At 61.7% G+C, this 18,259-nt stretch carries 15 protein-coding genes; 13 read left to right on the forward strand and 2 right to left on the reverse strand.

Translation table 11 applies throughout. The features are described 5' to 3' along the window. The first annotated feature begins 153 nt into the window (after positions 1–153). The 5 genes from chvE (at position 154) to VE092_RS17115 (ending at position 6,963) form a co-directional block, all read left to right on the forward strand. The gene (chvE, locus tag VE092_RS17095) at positions 154–1,227 is read left to right on the forward strand and encodes a multiple monosaccharide ABC transporter substrate-binding protein (protein ID WP_324878800.1); all 1,074 of its coding nucleotides are present in this window, start codon (positions 154–156) and stop codon (positions 1,225–1,227) included. Between the two features lie 205 nt (positions 1,228–1,432). Next, entirely contained in the window at positions 1,433–2,989 is a 1,557-nt protein-coding gene (gene mmsA / locus VE092_RS17100) for a multiple monosaccharide ABC transporter ATP-binding protein (RefSeq protein ID WP_324878802.1), read from the forward strand. A 74-nt stretch (positions 2,990–3,063) separates the two neighbouring features. Next, on the forward strand, positions 3,064–4,275 hold the full coding sequence (mmsB, locus tag VE092_RS17105; RefSeq protein WP_324878804.1) for a multiple monosaccharide ABC transporter permease: 1,212 nt from the start codon (positions 3,064–3,066) through the stop codon (positions 4,273–4,275). A gap of 87 nt (positions 4,276–4,362) precedes the next feature. After that, positions 4,363–6,120: an IlvD/Edd family dehydratase gene (locus VE092_RS17110; RefSeq protein ID WP_324878806.1), complete on the forward strand. Its 1,758-nt coding sequence runs from the start codon at positions 4,363–4,365 to the stop codon at positions 6,118–6,120. A 57-nt stretch (positions 6,121–6,177) separates the two neighbouring features. Continuing rightward, the gene (locus VE092_RS17115; protein ID WP_324878808.1) at positions 6,178–6,963 is read left to right on the forward strand and encodes an SDR family oxidoreductase; all 786 of its coding nucleotides are present in this window, start codon (positions 6,178–6,180) and stop codon (positions 6,961–6,963) included. Between the two features lie 319 nt (positions 6,964–7,282). On the opposite strand, the gene VE092_RS17120 is transcribed toward VE092_RS17115, so the two are convergent. Further along, positions 7,283–8,224, reverse strand: a complete 942-nt coding sequence (locus VE092_RS17120) for a LysR family transcriptional regulator (protein ID WP_324878810.1) — start codon at positions 8,222–8,224, stop codon at positions 7,283–7,285. 319 nt (positions 8,225–8,543) lie between these two features. Here VE092_RS17120 and VE092_RS17125 point away from each other — a divergent pair, with 319 nt between their 5' ends. Both VE092_RS17125 and VE092_RS17130 read left to right on the forward strand, forming a co-directional pair. Beyond that, positions 8,544–9,683, forward strand: a complete 1,140-nt coding sequence (locus tag VE092_RS17125) for a porin (RefSeq protein WP_324878812.1) — start codon at positions 8,544–8,546, stop codon at positions 9,681–9,683. Positions 9,684–9,855: 172 nt separating this feature from the next. Beyond that, positions 9,856–10,737 (forward strand): SMP-30/gluconolactonase/LRE family protein, encoded by an 882-nt coding sequence (locus VE092_RS17130; protein WP_324878814.1) that lies wholly within the window; start codon positions 9,856–9,858, stop codon positions 10,735–10,737. A gap of 7 nt (positions 10,738–10,744) precedes the next feature. Here VE092_RS17130 and VE092_RS17135 read toward each other — a convergent pair whose 3' ends face one another. Then, complete coding sequence (locus VE092_RS17135; RefSeq protein WP_324878817.1) at positions 10,745–11,596, reverse strand: IclR family transcriptional regulator; 852 nt, start codon at positions 11,594–11,596, stop codon at positions 10,745–10,747. A 392-nt stretch (positions 11,597–11,988) separates the two neighbouring features. On the opposite strand from VE092_RS17135, the gene VE092_RS17140 reads away from it, so the two are divergent. The 6 genes from VE092_RS17140 to VE092_RS17165 all read left to right on the forward strand — a co-directional run. Beyond that, entirely contained in the window at positions 11,989–13,266 is a 1,278-nt protein-coding gene (locus VE092_RS17140; protein WP_324878819.1) for an L-fuconate dehydratase, read from the forward strand. Positions 13,267–13,319: 53 nt separating this feature from the next. After that, positions 13,320–14,096 carry an SDR family oxidoreductase gene (locus VE092_RS17145; protein WP_324878821.1) on the forward strand — a complete coding sequence of 259 codons (777 nt, stop codon included), beginning with the start codon at positions 13,320–13,322 and terminating at the stop codon, positions 14,094–14,096. A gap of 7 nt (positions 14,097–14,103) precedes the next feature. Then, positions 14,104–14,448 carry an L-rhamnose mutarotase gene (locus VE092_RS17150; protein ID WP_324878823.1) on the forward strand — a complete coding sequence of 115 codons (345 nt, stop codon included), beginning with the start codon at positions 14,104–14,106 and terminating at the stop codon, positions 14,446–14,448. A 138-nt stretch (positions 14,449–14,586) separates the two neighbouring features. Further along, a complete protein-coding gene (locus VE092_RS17155) occupies positions 14,587–16,134 on the forward strand; it encodes a sugar ABC transporter ATP-binding protein (protein ID WP_324878825.1) in 1,548 nt (515 codons plus the stop codon). 88 nt (positions 16,135–16,222) lie between these two features. Continuing rightward, a complete protein-coding gene (locus VE092_RS17160) occupies positions 16,223–17,224 on the forward strand; it encodes an ABC transporter permease (protein WP_370460919.1) in 1,002 nt (333 codons plus the stop codon). A 109-nt stretch (positions 17,225–17,333) separates the two neighbouring features. Further along, on the forward strand, positions 17,334–18,259 hold a 926-nt coding region (locus VE092_RS17165), incomplete at its 3' end, for an ABC transporter substrate-binding protein (RefSeq protein WP_324878828.1).

Below are 18,259 nucleotides of genomic sequence, written 5' to 3' on the forward strand. Positions count from 1 at the left end.
ACGCTCAAAAAATCATTAGAAATGTATTGGTAAAGCAATTAATGTAGAGCCCGCAAAACAGTTGCTCTGCATGACATTCATCAGAAATCGCGGCGCTGTTTTAGAGATAACTACAACACGCCATTCCATAAATAGAGACTGGAGACTCGAAGCATGAAAATCAAATCGGTATTGACCGGGATCGCACTCGGCCTGGGCGTCACCCTCATGTCCATCAGCGCACAGGTGAGCGCACAGAGCAAGGCCCTGGTCGGCGTGGCCATGCCCACCAAGTCCTCGGCACGCTGGATCGCCGACGGCAACAACATGGTCAAGGTCCTCAAGGAAAAGGGTTACCAGACCGACCTGCAATACGCCGAAGACGACATCCCCAACCAGCTGTCCCAGATCGAGAACATGCTGACCAAGGGCGCCAAGGTGCTGGTGATTGCCGCCATCGACGGCACCACCCTGACCGACGTGCTGCAGAAGGCTGCCGACAAGGGCGTCAAGGTCATCGCCTATGACCGCCTGATCCGTGGTTCCAAGAACGTCGACTACTACGCCACCTTCGACAACTTCCAGGTCGGCGTGCTGCAGGCGCAGTCGCTGGAAAAGGCCCTGGGCCTGAAGGAAGGCAAGGGTCCGTTCAACATCGAACTGTTCGGCGGCTCCTCGGACGACAACAACGCCTTCTTCTTCTACAACGGCGCCATGTCGGTCCTGAAGCCCTACATCGACAGCGGCAAGCTGGTGGTGCGCTCCAAGCAGATGGGCATGGACAAGGTCGCGACCCTGCGCTGGGACCCGGCTACCGCCCAGGCCCGTATGGATAACCTGCTGTCGGCCTTCTACACCAATGCCAAGGTCAATGCCGTGCTGTCGCCGTATGACGGCCTGTCCATCGGCATCCTGTCCTCGCTGCGCGGCGTGGGCTACGGTACCCCGCAACAGCCGTTCCCGTATGTCTCGGGTCAGGATGCGGAAGTGCCTTCGGTCAAGTCCATCATCCGTGGCGAGCAGTACTCCACCATCTTCAAGGACACCCGCGAACTGGCCAAGGTCACGGTCGGCATGGTTGATGCCGTCCTGGGTGGCAAGCAGCCCCAGATCAACGATACCAAGACCTACAACAACGGTGTGAAGGTCGTTCCGTCCTACCTGTTGAAGCCGGTCGTGGTCGACAAGTCGAACTGGAAGGAAATCCTGGTCGGCAGCGGTTACTACACCGAAGCCCAGCTGAAGTAAGCACCATCCGGGCGGCGTCGATGGCATCTGCTCCGCGCCGCCCGCTGAATCTTTCGCAATACGCATACACACAAGATCAGCATAGTCCCGCCCTGTGCGGGACTAATACTTTCAGGAAGATGTGCTTGCATAGCGGCAATGCACACGAGATAAAAACTCCGGCTTGGCAGAGCGTCGCAAGACCGGTAGAAGAGAGGTCAGCATCATGAGCAACATTCTGGAAATGCGCGGCATCGAGAAGAGCTTCCCGGGTGTGAAGGCGTTGAACAACGTCAACCTGGCGGTGCGCGAAGGCGAGATCCATGCCATCGTCGGCGAGAACGGCGCCGGCAAGTCCACGCTGATGAAGGTACTCTCGGGCGTGTACCCGCACGGTAGCTACTCGGGCGACATCGTCTACAAGGGTGAGGTGCGTGCCTTCAAGGATATCCGCGACAGCGAACACCTGGGCATCATCATCATCCACCAGGAGCTGGCACTGGTGCCGCTGCTGTCGGTGATGGAAAACCTATTCCTCGGCAACGAGCAGGCCAGTGGCGGCGTGATCGACTGGGAGCAGTCCTATGTGCGCGCCAAGGCACTGCTGGCCAAGGTCGGCCTGAAGGAATCGCCCCAGACGCAGGTCGGTGACCTGGGCGTGGGCAAGCAGCAGCTGATCGAGATCGCCAAGGCGCTCTCCAAGGAAGTCAAACTGCTGATCCTCGACGAGCCCACCGCCAGCCTCAACGAAAGCGACTCGGACGCCTTGCTGGAATTGCTGCTGGAACTGAAGCGCCAGGGCATTGCCTCGATCCTGATCTCGCACAAGCTCAACGAAATTTCCAAGGTGGCCGATTCCATCACCGTGCTGCGCGACGGCACCACGGTCGATACCTTCGACTGCCGCGCTGAACCCATCAGCGAAGACCGCATCATCCAGCACATGGTCGGTCGCGAGATGGCCGACCGCTATCCACAGCGTGATCCGCAGATCGGCGACGTGATCTTCGAAGTGCGCGACTGGCGCGTGCACCATCCGCTGCACAGCGACCGCCTGGCCATCAAGGACGTCAACATGACGGTACGCGCCGGCGAGATCGTCGGCATCGCCGGCCTGATGGGTGCTGGCCGTACCGAGCTGGCCAAGAGCATCTTCGGCCGCGCCTACGGCAAGAAGATCAGTGGCAAGGTCTTCCTGCATGGCAAGGAAGCAGACCTGTCCACCATCCAGAAAGCCATCGACAAGGGCATCGCCTACGTCACGGAAGACCGCAAGGGCGACGGCCTGGTGCTGGAAGAGGACATCAAGAAGAACATCTCGCTGGCTAACCTGGGCGGCGTTTCCGAGCGTACCGTCATCGACGAGGCGCGCGAGTACAAGATTGCCGCCGACTTCAAGGCGCAGATGCGCATCCGCTGTTCCAGCGTGCTGCAGAAGGTGGTCAACCTCTCCGGCGGCAACCAGCAGAAGGTGGTGCTGTCGAAGTGGCTGTTCTCGCAACCCGAAGTGCTGATCCTGGATGAGCCCACACGCGGCATCGATGTGGGCGCCAAGTTCGAGATCTACAACATCATCAGCAAGCTGGCTGCCGAGGGCAAGTGCATCATCATGATCTCGTCGGAAATGCCGGAGCTGCTGGGCATGTGCGACCGCATCTACGTCATGAACGAAGGCCAGTTCGTGGGCCATCTGCCCAAGGCCGAGGCCAGCCAGGAAAACATCATGCGCGCCATCATGCGCAACAAGCGCATCGACGATTCTGGCCTGTCCCGGGCCGCCTGAATACCTGACACCAAGCCGGAGCCAAACCGGCGGCAACTATCATAAAGACCAGAGAGCACCAGAGGAGCAAGACAATGGAAAGCATTGACGTGAGCAAGAAGCCGGCCGTCGCCGGTGGCGCCGCCGAAAAGAAGGACTACGGCAGCTTCCTGAAGAACAACATGCGTGAATACGGCATGCTGATGTCGTTGGTGGCCATCATGGCCTTCTTCCAGATCATGACCGACGGCACGCTGATGCGTCCGCTGAATCTGACCAACCTGGTGCTGCAGAACAGCTACATCGTCATCATGGCGCTGGGCATGCTGATGGTGATCGTGGCAGGTCACATCGACCTCTCGGTGGGTTCGGTGGTGGGCCTGATCGGCGCGCTGGCGGCGGTGCTGATGGTGGACTATGGCTGGGGCTTCGTGCCGGCCTCCATCGTCTGTCTGATCGCCGGTGGCCTGATCGGTGCGGCGCAGGGCTACTGGATCGCGTATTTCAAGATTCCGTCCTTCATCGTCACGCTGGCCGGCATGCTGGTCTTCAAGGGCATGGCGCTGGCCCTGTTGCAGGGCCAGTCCCTGGGCCCGTTCCCGCCGACCTTCCAGATGCTGTCTTCCGGCTTCATCCCCGAACTGACCGGCAACACCACCTTCCGCACCACCTCCCTGATCGTGGGCGTGGTCGCTGCCGTGGTGCTGGTACTGGTCAAGCTGCACGGTCGCCGCAAGCAGACCAAGCACGGCATGGAAGATGAACCGGTGCTGTTCTTCCTGCTCAAGAACGGTATCTTCGCTGCCGCCATCGTGGCCTTCAGCTACCTGCTGTCGACCTATCGCGGCATGCCCAATGTGCTCATCATCATGTTCGCGCTGATGGTGCTCTACACCTTCATCACCAGCCGCACCACCCTGGGCCGTCGTGTCTATGCGGTGGGCGGCAACGAGAAGGCGGCCAAGCTGTCCGGTATCAAGACCGAACGCGTGTCCTTCTTCACCTTCGTCAACATGGGCGTGCTGGCCGCGCTGGCCGGCCTGATCTTCGCAGCCCGCCTCAACACCGCCACTCCCAAGGCCGGTCTGGGCTTCGAGCTGGACGTGATCGCGGCCTGCTTCATCGGCGGCGCTTCCGCCTCCGGTGGCGTGGGCAAGGTGATGGGCGCGGTCATTGGCGCCTTCGTGATGGGCGTGATGAACAACGGCATGTCCATCATGGGCATCGGCATCGACTACCAGCAGATGATCAAGGGCTTCGTGCTGCTGATGGCTGTTTGCTTCGACGTCTACAACAAGAACAAGTAATCCGGATGAGCAGGGCGGGCAGGGTTGCCCGCCTTTTGCATTCGGGACCACCAGATCCTTTCGTTTTCTTCAGTCAGGAATTCAACAATGAGTAGCGACAAAAAAGACAAGAGCCGCACCCTGCGCTCGGCCGGCTGGTTCGGCACTGCCGACAAGAACGGCTTCATGTACCGCAGCTGGATGAAGAACCAGGGCATCCCCGATCACGAATTCCAGGGCAAACCAGTCATCGGCATCTGCAACACCTGGTCGGAACTGACGCCCTGCAATGCGCACTTCCGCAAGATCGCCGAACACGTGCGTCGCGGCATCATCGAAGCCGGTGGCTTCCCGGTGGAGTTCCCGGTGTTCTCCAATGGCGAATCCAACCTGCGCCCGACCGCCATGCTGACCCGCAACCTAGCCAGCATGGACGTGGAGGAATCGATCCGTGGCAATCCCATCGACGGCGTGGTACTGCTGACCGGCTGCGACAAGACCACCCCGGCTCTGCTGATGGGCGCGGCCAGCTGCGACGTGCCGGCCATCGTCGTGACCGGCGGCCCGATGTTGAACGGCAAGCACCAGGGCCGTGACATCGGTTCCGGTACCGTGGTGTGGCAACTGTCGGAGCAGGTCAAGGCTGGCGAGATCACCATCCACGACTTCATGGCCGCCGAAGCCGGCATGTCGCGCTCGGCCGGTACCTGCAACACCATGGGCACCGCTTCCACCATGGCCTGCATGGCCGAGTCGCTGGGCGTGTCGCTGCCGCACAATGCAGCGATTCCCGCCGTCGATGCGCGCCGCTATGTGCTGGCGCACCTGTCCGGCATGCGCATCGTCGACATGGTCTGGGAAGGTCTGACGCTGTCCAAGATCCTGACCCGCAAGGCCTTCGAGAACGCCATCCGTACCAATGCCGCCATTGGTGGTTCCACCAATGCCGTGATCCACCTGAAGGCCATCGCCGGCCGCATCGGCGTGGACCTGGAACTGGAAGACTGGACCCGCATCGGCCGTGGCACCCCGACCATCGTGGACCTGCAGCCCTCGGGTCGCTACCTGATGGAAGAGTTCTATTACGCCGGCGGCCTGCCCGCCGTGCTGCGTCGCCTGGGCGAAGCGAACCTGTTGCCGCACCCCGATGCGCTGACCGTGAACGGCCAGACCATGTGGGACAACGTCAAGGATGCGCCGATCTATAACGATGAAGTGGTGCGGCCGCTGGCCAAGCCGTTGATCGAAGATGGCGGTATCTGCATCCTGCGCGGTAACCTGGCGCCGCGCGGCGCGGTGCTCAAGCCCTCGGCCGCGACCCCCGAACTGATGAAGCATCGCGGCCGCGCGGTGGTCTTCGAAGACTTCGCGCACTACAAGGAACGCATCAACGATCCGGACCTCGATGTCGATGCCTCCTGCGTGCTGGTGATGAAGAATGTCGGTCCCAAGGGTTACCCCGGCATGGCCGAAGTGGGCAACATGGGCCTGCCGCCCAAGGTGCTGGCCACCGGCGTTAAAGACATGGTGCGCATCTCGGACGCCCGCATGAGCGGCACCGCCTATGGCACCGTGATCCTGCACGTGGCGCCGGAAGCGGCCGCTGGTGGGCCGCTGGGCATCGTCCAAGACGGTGACTTCATCGAACTGGACGCCTATGCCGGCAAGTTGCAGCTCGACATCAGCGAGGAGGAGATGCAGCGCCGCCTGGCTGAACGCGCCAAGGTACTGGCCGAACGCAAGCCGGAAATGGCCGGCGGCTACCAGTCCCTGTACGTGGACCGTGTGCTGCAGGCCGACGAAGGCTGCGACTTCGACTTCCTGGTCGGTTGCCGCGGTGCCGCCGTTCCCAAGCACTCGCACTGATCCATCACGACAAGACAGCGCCGGTGTCGGCATGACACCGGCCAGCAAGGAAACCTCATGAGCAACACTCCCCAGAACGTGCAGCTGGCGACCTTCCCCAGCCTGAAGGGCAAGCGCGTCTTCATCACCGGCGGTGGCACCGGCATCGGCGCGGCCATCGTCGAAGCCTTCGCGCAACAGGGCGCCCACGTGGCCTTCGTCGATATCGCCCGCGAAGCCAGCGAGACACTGTGCAATGAGCTGTCCAGCGCCGGCTATCCCAAGCCGCTGTTCCGCCACTGCGACCTGCGCGACATCCCGGCATTCCAGAAGACCATTGCCGACCTGCAGGGCGAACTTGGTGACTTCGATGTGCTGGTCAACAACGCCGCCAATGACGAACGTCACAAGCTGGAAGACGTGACCCTGGAGTACTGGAACGACCGCATCGCCATCAACCAGCGCCCATCCTTCTTCGCCGTGCAAGCGGTGGTGGACGGCATGAAGCGGCGTGGCGGTGGCTCCATCATCAACTTCAGTTCCATCAGCTGGCACCAGTCCAGCGGCGGCTTCCCGGTCTATACCACGGCCAAGGCCTCGACCCTGGGCCTGACCCGTGGCCTGGCGCGCGACCTCGGTCCGCACAAGATCCGCGTCAACACGGTCACGCCGGGTTGGGTCATGACCGAGCGTCAGATCAAGTTATGGCTGGATGAAGAAGGCAAGAAAGCCATCGCCCGCAACCAGTGCCTGCAGGAGGATCTGCTGCCCTGGCACCTGGCGCGCATGGTGTTGTTCCTGGCCGCTGACGACAGTGCAATGTGTACCGCGCAGGAATTCATTGTCGATGCTGGTTGGGTCTAATGCCGGCCTGCCTCCGCTTTTGCGGTGGGAGCATGAAAAAGAGTCGCCAAATGGCGACTCTTTTTTTGTGTCTGTTTCCTGTCGCGCTGAAAAGTCGAGAGGTCTGTCATACAACTCGGAAAAACTTAGTTTTTTGAGAGATTGAAGTGTTGTTTTTTTACAGCGATTTTTTAATTAATTGATGCGCCTGAAATTGTTTCGAGCAGGCCTTGATTTTGATTTTTCAGATCGGCTTACTCTTCCTTACATTTCTTAATAAAACTCGGCGCAGTCCGGCGACCCCGGCGCCGCATAATGCCCGGGTTGGCGAGATGCCGGCTCAGTAGATCATTTTGGCCACTTCGCGGATGGCCTGCAGCACCAGGTTGGCACCCGGCGAGAGCAGGTTGTCCTGGCGCGTGATGATGCCGAAGCCGGCCATGCGGCAGGGCAGTTCGATGGGCAGGATGTCCATCAGGCGCGCCTGGGTGTAATAGCGTGCCACTTCGGTTGGCATCGCATAGAGGAAATCGGTCTGCTGCAACAGGCTGGTGATGAACAGGATGGCGGTGGTGTCGACCACGTTGGAGGGCGGCGCCAGGCCTTGCTCGCGGAACATCTGGTCGCAGCGCGCACGCAGGATGCTGCCCTTGGGCGCCATGATCCAGGCCTCGCCGGCGAGGTCGGCCAGGGTCAGGTCGTCGCGGGTGTGGAAGGGATGTCCCACGCGCGCCACGGCGCACACCGGCTCGTCGGCCAGTTCCTCGTAGAGCAGGCCGCTGCGGGCTTCCTCGTCGAGGATGCGGCCGATGATGAAGTCCAGCTCGCCGTGCAGCAGGCGCGAGAGCAGAATGTTGCTGCTTTCCACTTCGACGCCGATGCGCAACATTGGCGCCTGTTCCTTGACGCGGGCGATGGCCGGCGGCAGCAGGGCCATGCCCGGCGAAAGGATCACACCCACATCGACCTGGCCGGACAGGCCGGACTTCAGCGCCACGATGTCTTCATGCGCCTTGGACAGGCTGGTCAGGGCCATGCGCGCATGGCGGATCATGGCCTCGCCATAGATGGTGGGCCGCATGCCGCGAGGCAGGCGCTCGAACAGCGACACGCCGAGCATGTCTTCGAGGTCCTTCAACTGCTTGGAGGCGGCCGGCTGCGTCATGTTGAGCTCGCTGGCGGCGCGATGGATGTTGCGGGTGTCGTCGAGGGCGATCAGCAGAAGGAGTTGGCGGGTCTTCAATCGCGCCCGCAGAAACCAGTTCGGGTCACTGTTTTTCATAAGTCTCCGGGGACGGTGTTCTAAATTTTTTCAATGATTTTTTTCTTAGAAATTCATGATATCAAATCGCATATCGGAATTGCTAAAGATTTCATTGGAAAGACATGAACCGAATACTTAGTATCTAGCCACATTCCGGACTGTACAGGACAACGACCATAGGGCCGGAATGAAAGAAGAGAAGGTCGGGCAGCATCAAAACAAAAAGTTGGGAGACCGTCAGGAGTCCGTCAGGATTCAAGGGGTCTGAAGTGCAACGCTGCACGACCAAGCCCACCGACGACAAAAATTTAAACGGCAATATCCACGGAGACTATTCATGAAGCAAGTGAAGCCATCCTTTATTGGAGCAAAGACCCTGTGCGCGCTCGCGCTGATGGGAGCGTTCTCGGCACAGGCGCAGGCGCAAAGCAGTGTCACCATCTACGGTCGCGTCGTGGCCGGCGTCGATTTTCTGACCAATGCCGGTAGCAATGGCCAGGGTACCCGCTGGAGCGCTGCCAACAACCAATGGGGCACCAGCATGATCGGCTTCAAGGGCACGGAAGACCTGGGCGGCGGTACCAATGCCTTCTTCCTGCTGGAATCCGGTTTCAACTCGACCAAGGGCAGCTTCAACGGCTCCGATACCAGCAACGGTACCGCGCTGTTCAATCGTCGCTCCTACGTCGGCCTGTCTTCGGCCACCGCCGGCTCCGTCAAGTTCGGTAAGAACCTGTTCATCAACAACGATGTCTGGTTCCTGGATCCGACCGGCCAGCAGGCCATCGGCACCGCCAGCCTGGTCAACGGCCGCAACTGGCCTGGCGCCAGCAACATCATCGAATACAACAGCCCGGATATGGGCGGTTTCACCGTCAACCTGCAGACCAGCCTGGGCGAAAAGCCGGGTTCGTTCAGCGGTGGCGTGCCTAACGCCGGCAGCAGCGATGGCCGCAAGGACGGCATCTCGCTGGCCTACCAGAAGAACGGCCTGGAACTGCGCGTGATCTATGACACCGTGCGTGACGCCAACGGCAACTACAGCGACATCTGGAGCCATTCCAAGGAGCTGATCGTCGGCGGTACCTACAAGTTCGACAAGCTGAAGATGTTCGCGGGCTGGGAAAACCTGCGCGCCAATGCTGCAGCTGCCGGTGCACCGGACCGCGCGAACCACTACTGGATCGGCGCCAACTATGACGTGACTCCGCAATTCCAGCTGGTCGGTGGCTGGTTCCACGTCAACGCCAACAATGCCAGCGTCGACGCTGCGGGTAACGGCAACGGTGGTGGTACCGCCAACATGTACATGGCCGGTATCAACTACTTCCTGTCCAAGCGCACCCTGCTGTATGTTGACATCGGTACCGTTCGTAACGGCACTGGTGCCACCCACGCACTGGAAAACGGCGGCAACGTCGGTCCTTCGGGCCTGAAGCAGAACGGCGGCTACTTCGGTATCGCCCACTCGTTCTGATGTAACGATCCAGTAGTATCTGTAATCCTTCCTGAGGTGGTCTTGATGTAGTTGAGGGTGGGCGCAAGCCCACCCTTTTTTGTCTTGTGGCCGGCGCACAAGGGCGTGGCCGGGACACTGATATTGTTTTATATCGTTTATTTCATTTACTTGATTTGCGGGCGGAAATCCGATGAATGCGCAATTGCTGGTCGACGGACATCATGAACTGGGCGAAGGTGTGCTGTGGTGCGAACGCTCGCAAACGGTCTTCTGGACCGATATCCACGCTTCACGGCTGTGGAACCACGATCCGCAAAGCGGCGCCACGCGCAGCTGGCCGATGCCGGAGCGGCTGTGCTGTTTCGCCTTCACTGCCGATCCCGACCGCCTGCTGATCGGACTGGCCTCGCGTCTGGCTTTTTTCAACCTCACCACTGGTGCCGTCACGCCGATCTGTCGCATCGAGGATGACCTGCCGACCACGCGCCTGAACGACGGTCGTTGCGACCGTCAGGGCCGCTTCGTCTTCGGTACCCTCAACGAGGACGCCGGCCGCGCGCCCATCGCCAGCTTCTATCGTCTCAATGCCGACCTGAGCCTGGAGCGCCTGCCGCTGCCGGGCATTGCCATTTCCAACAGCATCTGCTTCAGTCCCGATGGCACGCGCATGTATCACTGCGATTCCATGGAAGGCAAGATCATGGTCTGCGACTATGATCCGGCTTCCGGTACCGTGGCCAACCAGCGTGTCTTCGCTGACCTGGCGCAGCAGCCGGGCGGACCCGATGGCTCCACCGTGGACGCCGACGGCCATGTCTGGAATGCGCAATGGGGTGGGGCGCGGGTGGTACGCTTCGCGCCCGATGGCCGCATCGATCGCATCATCGACATGCCGACCGCCCAGCCTTCCTGCGTGGCCTTCGGTGGCGCGGCGCTCGATACGCTGTTCGTCACGTCCGCCCACGAAGGCATGACCGCCGAGCAGCGCGAGCAGGATGCGCTGGCCGGCGCCCTGTTCGCAGTACCGGAAACGGGTGTGCGCGGCCTGCCGGAAGTACGTTTCGCCGGCTGAGGCCGGTTCAGGAACCGAAACTCGAATCGCCCATCAGGCGCGACAGCCGCGCCGAAATCTCCTGGACGATGCCTTGCACCTCGTCCAGGCTGGGATTGACCTTCTTGTCGATGCGTTCGATATAGGGCACGTTGAGGGCAGCCAGCATGCGGTTGTTGGCCCCCATCACCGGATAGGACAGGTTGATCACGCCCCGGATCTGCCGGCTCTCCATGCGCGAATGCCCGCGCTTGCGGGTGTCCTCGATCTGCCGCATCAGCTGTGCCGTCTCGATCTCCTGTTCACCATCCATGCGTACGTGCGCGGCCAGCATGCTGGCCTGTTCGGCGTGGTCGCGGAAGGCCAGCAGCACATGGCCGGAAGCCGTATCCGTCAGGCTCACCAGCGCGCCCACCTTGAGCCCGAAGGCCCAGCGTTCGGGGCTGTCCACCTGAGCCACCACGATCACCCGTCCCGCCTCGTAGACCGTCAGATGCGTCGATTGCATCGAACGGTTGGCCAGCTCGCGCATGTGGGGCAGGGCGGTGCTGACCAGCGAGCGGATCGGCTGGTGATGGTGCGCCAGTTCGAACAGCTTCAGCGACAGCCGGTAATGATCGTTGTCGGCGATCAGATAGCCGCGCTGCTCCAGCGTCACCACCATGCGGAAGATTTCGTTGACGCTGCGACCCAGCTGGCGCGAGATCTGGTTCAGCGTCAGCATCTGCTCCGAGCGGCTCAGCAGTTCCAGGATGTCCAGGCCCTTGTCCAGCGCCGGCGCCGCATAGCGCGTCTTGCCGCTGCTGCTGTCGTCATCGTTGGTGGCGGCGGGCTGCATCGCGGGCTCGTCGGCGGGCTGGATTTTCCTGGTTCTGGGCATGGCGGCCTGGGTCATGTTGGCGGGCGGGAGGCGGAAGGGGAAAGCGGGCGCGATTCCCGACGTTCTGGGGCCGGATTGTAGGGGATTTTCGGGATGGGACACATTTTATGTGTAAAAATATTTTTCATATGTCTATTTCCCTTGTGGGCAGGACATCCACAAATCGATATCGATCGATACCGAAACTTCATCGGGCCGGCCCGGCAATAAGAGGATAATCAAGGTTATGCTTTGTCGCTCACAGATAAAATTAAATTTTATTTGTGAATAAAAAGAGGGGCCTGTCCCCGGAGACGATGACAATGGGTGGCCATTCCGCCCCGCCGGCCAGCGGCAGCAGAGGCAGCGCCCAGGGCGCGACCCGGACCGCAGCGGCATTACGCTAGAGACCGATGACCAAGATTACCGCCATGCGCGTGCTGGACGTGCGCTTTCCCACTTCGCAATCGCTGGATGGCTCGGATGCGATGAATCCGGATCCGGACTATTCCGCCGCCTATGTGATCCTCGATACCGACCATCCGCAACTGAAAGGCCACGGCCTGACCTTCACCATCGGTCGCGGCAATGAAATCTGCTGCGCCGCCATCCGCGCCATGGAACATCTGGTGGTCGGCCTGGAGCTGGAATGGATCGCTGCCGACATGGGCCGCTTCTGGCGTCATGTCACCTCCGACAGCCAGCTGCGCTGGATCGGTCCGGACAAGGGCGCCATCCATCTGGCCACCGGTGCGGTGGTCAATGCCGCCTGGGACCTGTGGGCCAAGGCTGAAGGCAAGCCGGTATGGAAGCTGGTGGCCGACATGACGCCCGAGGAGCTGGTACGCACCATCGACTTCCGCTACATCACCGATTGCATCACCCCCGACGAAGCCCTGGCCCTGCTGCGCGAAAAGGAAGGGGGCAAGGCCGAGCGCCTGCGTGTCCTGCAGCAGGAAGGCTATCCCTGCTACACCACCTCGGCCGGCTGGCTGGGCTATGACGATGCCAAGCTGCGCCGCCTGTGCCAGGAAGCCATCGACCAGGGCTTCAACCATGTCAAGCTCAAGGTCGGGCGCGACCTGGCCGACGACAAGCGCCGCGTCACCATCGCCCGCGAAGTGCTGGGCCCGCAGCGTCATCTGATGATCGACGCCAATCAGGTCTGGGAAGTGGATCAGGCCATCGATTGGGTCAAGCAGCTGGCATTTGCCAAGCCCTGGTTCATCGAGGAACCGACCAGCCCGGATGACGTGGAAGGTCACCGCAAGATCCGTGCAGGCATCGGCGCAGTCAAGGTCGCCACCGGCGAGATGTGCCAGAACCGCGTGCTGTTCAAGCAGTTCATCATGCGCGATGCCATCGACGTGGTGCAGATCGACTCCTGCCGTCTGGGTGGCGTCAACGAAATCCTGGCCGTCATGCTGATGGCCGCCAAGTACGGCAAGGTGGTCTGCCCGCATGCCGGCGGCGTGGGTCTGTGCGAATACGTACAGCACCTGTCGATGATCGATTATCTGTGCATCTCCGGTTCCAAGGAAGGACGCGTGACCGAATACGTGGATCACCTGCATGAGCATTTCGTCGATCCCTGCGTGATCCGCAACGCGGCCTACATGCCGCCCAGCCTGCCTGGCTTCTCGATCGAGATGAAACCGGAGTCGCTGGAGCAGTACCGCTTTCGCGGCTAGCCGCAGGCAAGTGGCGGCACCAGGAAATAATATAAAACATTACGGAGACTGAAGTGGATCTGAACCTGCAAGACAAGGTCGTCATCGTGACCGGCGGTGCCTCCGGCATTGGTGCGGCGATCAGCATGCAACTGGCCGCCGAAGGCGCCATTCCGGTGGTCTTTGCGCGTAGCGAACCGGAGCCGCAATTCTGGACCCGGCTGACCGCGCTGCAGCCGCGCGCCACCCTGTTCCAGCTGGAATTGCAGGACGAAGCCCGCTGTGCCCAGGCCGTGGCCGAGACGGTGCAGCGCTTCGGTCGTCTGGACGGTCTGGTCAACAATGCCGGCGTCAACGACAGCGTCGGCCTGGACGCCGGCCGCGACCAGTTCGTCGCTTCGCTGGAACGCAATCTGATCCATTACTACGTGATGGCCCATTACTGCGTACCGCACCTGAAGGCTACGCGCGGCGCCATCGTCAATGTCTCGTCCAAGACCGCGCTCACCGGCCAGGGCAATACCAGCGGCTATTGCGCCTCCAAGGGCGCGCAGCTGTCACTCACCCGGGAATGGGCTGCGGCATTGCTGGCCGACGGCGTGCGTGTGAATGCGCTGATCCCGGCCGAGGTGATGACGCCCCTCTATGAACGCTGGATCGCCACCTTCGATCACCCCGAGGAAAAGCTCGCCGCCATCACCAGCAAGATCCCGCTGGGCAAGCGCTTCACAACCTCCGAGGAAATGGCGGACATGGCCGTTTTCCTACTCTCGGGGCGCTCGTCGCATACCACCGGGCAGTGGATTTTCGTCGATGGGGGTTACACCCATCTCGACCGTGCCCTGAGCTGAGGCCCGTATGCGTACCGTGCTGGCACTGGACCTGAAGGACGACCCGGCGCTCATCGCCGAGTATGAGCAGCATCACCGACGCATCTGGCCCGAGATCGCGCAGCACCTGAAGCAGCACGGGGTGACCGGCATGGAAATCTACCGTCTCGGTACCCGCATGATGATGGTGATGGAGACCGATGACGCTGTCTTCGACGCAGCAGCAATGGCAGCGGCGACCGATACCGATCCCCGGGTGCGCGCCTGGGAAGAACTGATGTGGCGTTTCCAGGCGCCCACGCCCTGGACGCCGGCCGGACAGAAATGGGTGCCGATGACGCGCATCTTCGATCTTTCCACCCAGGTCGGCTAGGTCCGGCGGCAGTGCCGGACCGACCGGCATGGACAGGGCGAACGCAGTAGAGGGCAAGCAGCAGGCAGCGACCGCAGAGTCGCGCACGCGACGGCCATGAGATTCATGGCCGCCAATGCATCCGCATCCGAGGTGAGCATGCAACAACATAACGAGACATCGAAACACACCGCGTCGGCGCCCCCGCTGATCGCCTTGCGCAACGTCAGCAAGCGCTTCCCCGGCGTACTGGCGCTGGACAACTGCCAGTTCGACCTGGTCGCCGGCGAGGTACATGCCCTGATGGGCGAGAACGGCGCTGGCAAGTCGACCCTGATGAAAATCCTTTCCGGCGTCTACCAGTGCGACAGCGGCGAGATCCTCCTCGACGGCAAACCGGTGCAGATCGGTGAGCCGCGCCAGGCGCAGGCGCTGGGCATCGGCATCATCCATCAGGAACTGAACCTGATGAACCACCTGTCGGCGGCGCAGAACATCTTCATCGGCCGCGAGCCGCGCAAGGGCTTCGGCCTGTTCATCGACGAAGACCAGTTGAATCGCCAGACCGCTGCCATCTTTGCCCGCATGCGCCTGGAGATGGACCCGCGCACACCGGTCGGCGAACTGACCGTGGCGCGCCAGCAGATGGTGGAAATCGCCAAGGCCCTGTCCTTCGATTCGCGCGTGCTGATCATGGACGAACCGACGGCGGCCCTGAACAACGCCGAGATCGCCGAACTGTTCCGTATCATCCGCGACCTGCAGGCGCAGGGCGTGGGCATCGTCTACATCTCACACAAGATGGACGAGCTGCGTCAGATTGCCGACCGCGTCAGCGTCATGCGCGATGGCCGCTACATCGCCACCGTGCCGATGCAGGGCACCTCGATGGACAGCATCATTTCCATGATGGTCGGCCGCTCGCTGGAGGGCGAGCAACGTACCCCGCCGGATACCTCCGCCAACGAGGTGGTGCTGGAAGTACGCGGGCTCAACCGCGGCCGCGCCATCCGCGATGTCAGCTTTCAGTTGCGCAAGGGCGAGATCCTCGGCTTTGCCGGCCTCATGGGCGCCGGCCGCACCGAGGTGGCGCGCGCCATCTTCGGTGCCGACCCGCTGGAGTCCGGCGAGATCATCATCCACGGGGGCAAGGCCGTGATCCGCCAGCCGGCCGATGCCGTGGCGCATGGCATCGGCTACCTCTCGGAAGACCGCAAGCACTTCGGGCTGGCCGTGGGCATGGATGTGCAGGCCAACATCGCGCTCTCCAGCATGGGCCGCTTCACCCGCGCCGGTTTCATGAATCAGCGTGCCATGCGTGAAGTGGCGCAGGGCTATGTGCGGCAACTGGCGATCAAGACGCCTTCGGTGGAACAGCAGGCGCGCCTGCTCTCGGGTGGCAATCAGCAGAAGATCGTGATTGCCAAGTGGCTGCTGCGGGACTGCGACATCCTGTTCTTCGATGAACCCACGCGCGGCATCGACATCGGCGCCAAGAGCGAAATCTACAAACTCCTCGACGCCCTGGCCGAGCAGGGCAAGGCGATCGTGATGATCTCTTCCGAACTGCCGGAGGTCTTGCGCATGAGCCATCGCGTACTGGTGATGTGCGAAGGTCGCATCACCGGCGAACTCACCCGCGCCGAGGCGACCCAGGAGAACATCATGCAACTGGCCACGCAGCGCGAACCGGCGGTGGCGCACTAGCCGGTCGGGCCGCACTGCGATCCAACCCCTATCAGAGACCAGAACCATCATGGCAAACAACATTCATTCCGCAGCGTCCGCATCTACCATGGCCAATACCGCTTCCTCCTCGGGCCTGCGCGCCCGCCTGTTCAACCCGGCCGCGCGCCAGAAGCTGCTGGCCTTCGCCAGCCTGCTCTTGCTGATCGTGTTCTTCAGCGTCGCCTCGCCCAATTTCATGGAGGTGGACAACCTGGTCAGCATCCTGCAATCGACCGCCGTCAACGGCGTGCTGGCCATTGCCTGCACCTACGTCATCATCACTTCCGGCATCGACCTGTCGGTGGGCACCATGATGACTTTCTGCGCCGTCATGGCCGGGGTGGTGCTGACCAACTGGGGCATGCCGCTGCCGCTGGGCATCGCCGCCGCCATCTTCTTCGGTGCGCTCTCGGGCTGGGTCTCCGGCATGGTGATCGCCAAGCTGAAGGTGCCGCCCTTCATCGCCACGCTGGGCATGATGATGTTGTTGAAGGGGCTGTCGCTGGTGATTTCCGGTACCCGGCCGATCTATTTCAACGATACCGAGGGTTTCTCGGCCATTGCCCAGGATTCGCTGATCGGCGACCTGATTCCGGCGCTGCCGATTCCCAATGCGGTGCTGATCCTGTTCCTGGTGGCCATCGGCGCTTCCATCATCCTCAACAAGACAGTGTTCGGCCGCTATACCTTCGCCCTGGGCAGCAACGAGGAAGCGCTGCGCCTGTCGGGCGTGAAGGTGGATTTCTGGAAGGTCGCGGTCTACACCTTCTCCGGCGCCATCTGCGGCATCGCCGGCCTGATCATCGCGTCCCGCCTGAACTCGGCGCAGCCGGCGCTGGGCCAGGGTTACGAGCTGGATGCCATTGCCGCCGTGGTGATCGGCGGCACCTCGCTCTCCGGTGGCACCGGCACCATCATGGGCACCATCATCGGCGCCTTCATCATGAGCGTGCTGGTCAATGGTCTGCGCATCATGTCGGTGGCGCAGGAGTGGCAGACGGTGGTGACCGGGGTGATCATCATCCTGGCGGTCTACCTCGACATCCTGCGCCGTCGTCGTCGCGCCTGAACCGGTATCCACATAAGCCACCGCAGCAGTATTCGCAGTAGCAATGCAAGCCCCGCCGGGCAACGCCAATGTCCGGCACTCCATCATCGATAACAAAAGGAGACTTACCGTGTTCAAGAAACAACTACTGGGCGCTGCCCTGGGCCTGGCCTTCGCTGTCGGCGGTTCGGCCGCACAGGCGCAGGAAGTGTATGTGCCGCTCATTTCCAAGGGCTTCCAGCACCAGTTCTGGCAGGCCGTGAAGGCCGGTGCCGACCAGGCCGGCAAGGACCTGAAGGTGAAGGTCACCTTCGAGGGCCCCGAGACCGAAGCCATGGTCGACAAGCAGATCGACATGCTCTCCGCCGCGCTGGCCAAGAAGCCGCAGGCCATCGGCTTTGCCGCCCTGGACAGCAAGGCCGCCATCCCGCTGCTGAAGAAGGCGCAAGCCGCCAAGATCCCGGTGGTGGCCTTCGACTCGGGCGTGGATAGCGACATCCCGGTCACCACCGCCACCACCGACAACCGTGCCGCCGCCGCACTGGCAGCCGACAAGATGGCCGAGCTGGTCGGCAAAGAAGGCGAAGTGGCCGTGGTCGCCCACGACCAGACCAGCCGCACCGGCATCGACCGCCGCGACGGCTTCCTGGAACGCATCAAGGCCAACTATCCCAAGATCAAGGTGGTCAGCGTGCAATATGGTGCGGGCGACCAGTTGAAGTCCACCGAAGTGACCAAGTCCATCCTGCAGGCCTATCCCAAGATCAAGGGCATCTTCGGCACCAATGAAGGCTCGGCCATCGGCGTGGTCAATGGCGTCAAGGAAATGAAGCGCAAGATCGTCATCATCGGCTATGACTCCGGCAAGCAGCAGAAGGATGCGATCCGTGAAGGCGTGATGGCCGGCGCCATCACCCAGAACCCGGTGGGTATCGGCTACAAGACGGTGGAAGCGGCGGTCAAGGCGATCAAGGGCGAGAAGCTGCCCAAGGTCATCGATACCGGCTTCTACTGGTACGACAAGAGCAACATCGACGACGCCAAGATCGCGGCCGT

It is taken from the genome of Herbaspirillum sp. (genome assembly GCF_035644555.1).
In the GTDB taxonomy this organism is placed as follows: Bacteria; Pseudomonadota; Gammaproteobacteria; order Burkholderiales; family Burkholderiaceae_D; genus Herbaspirillum.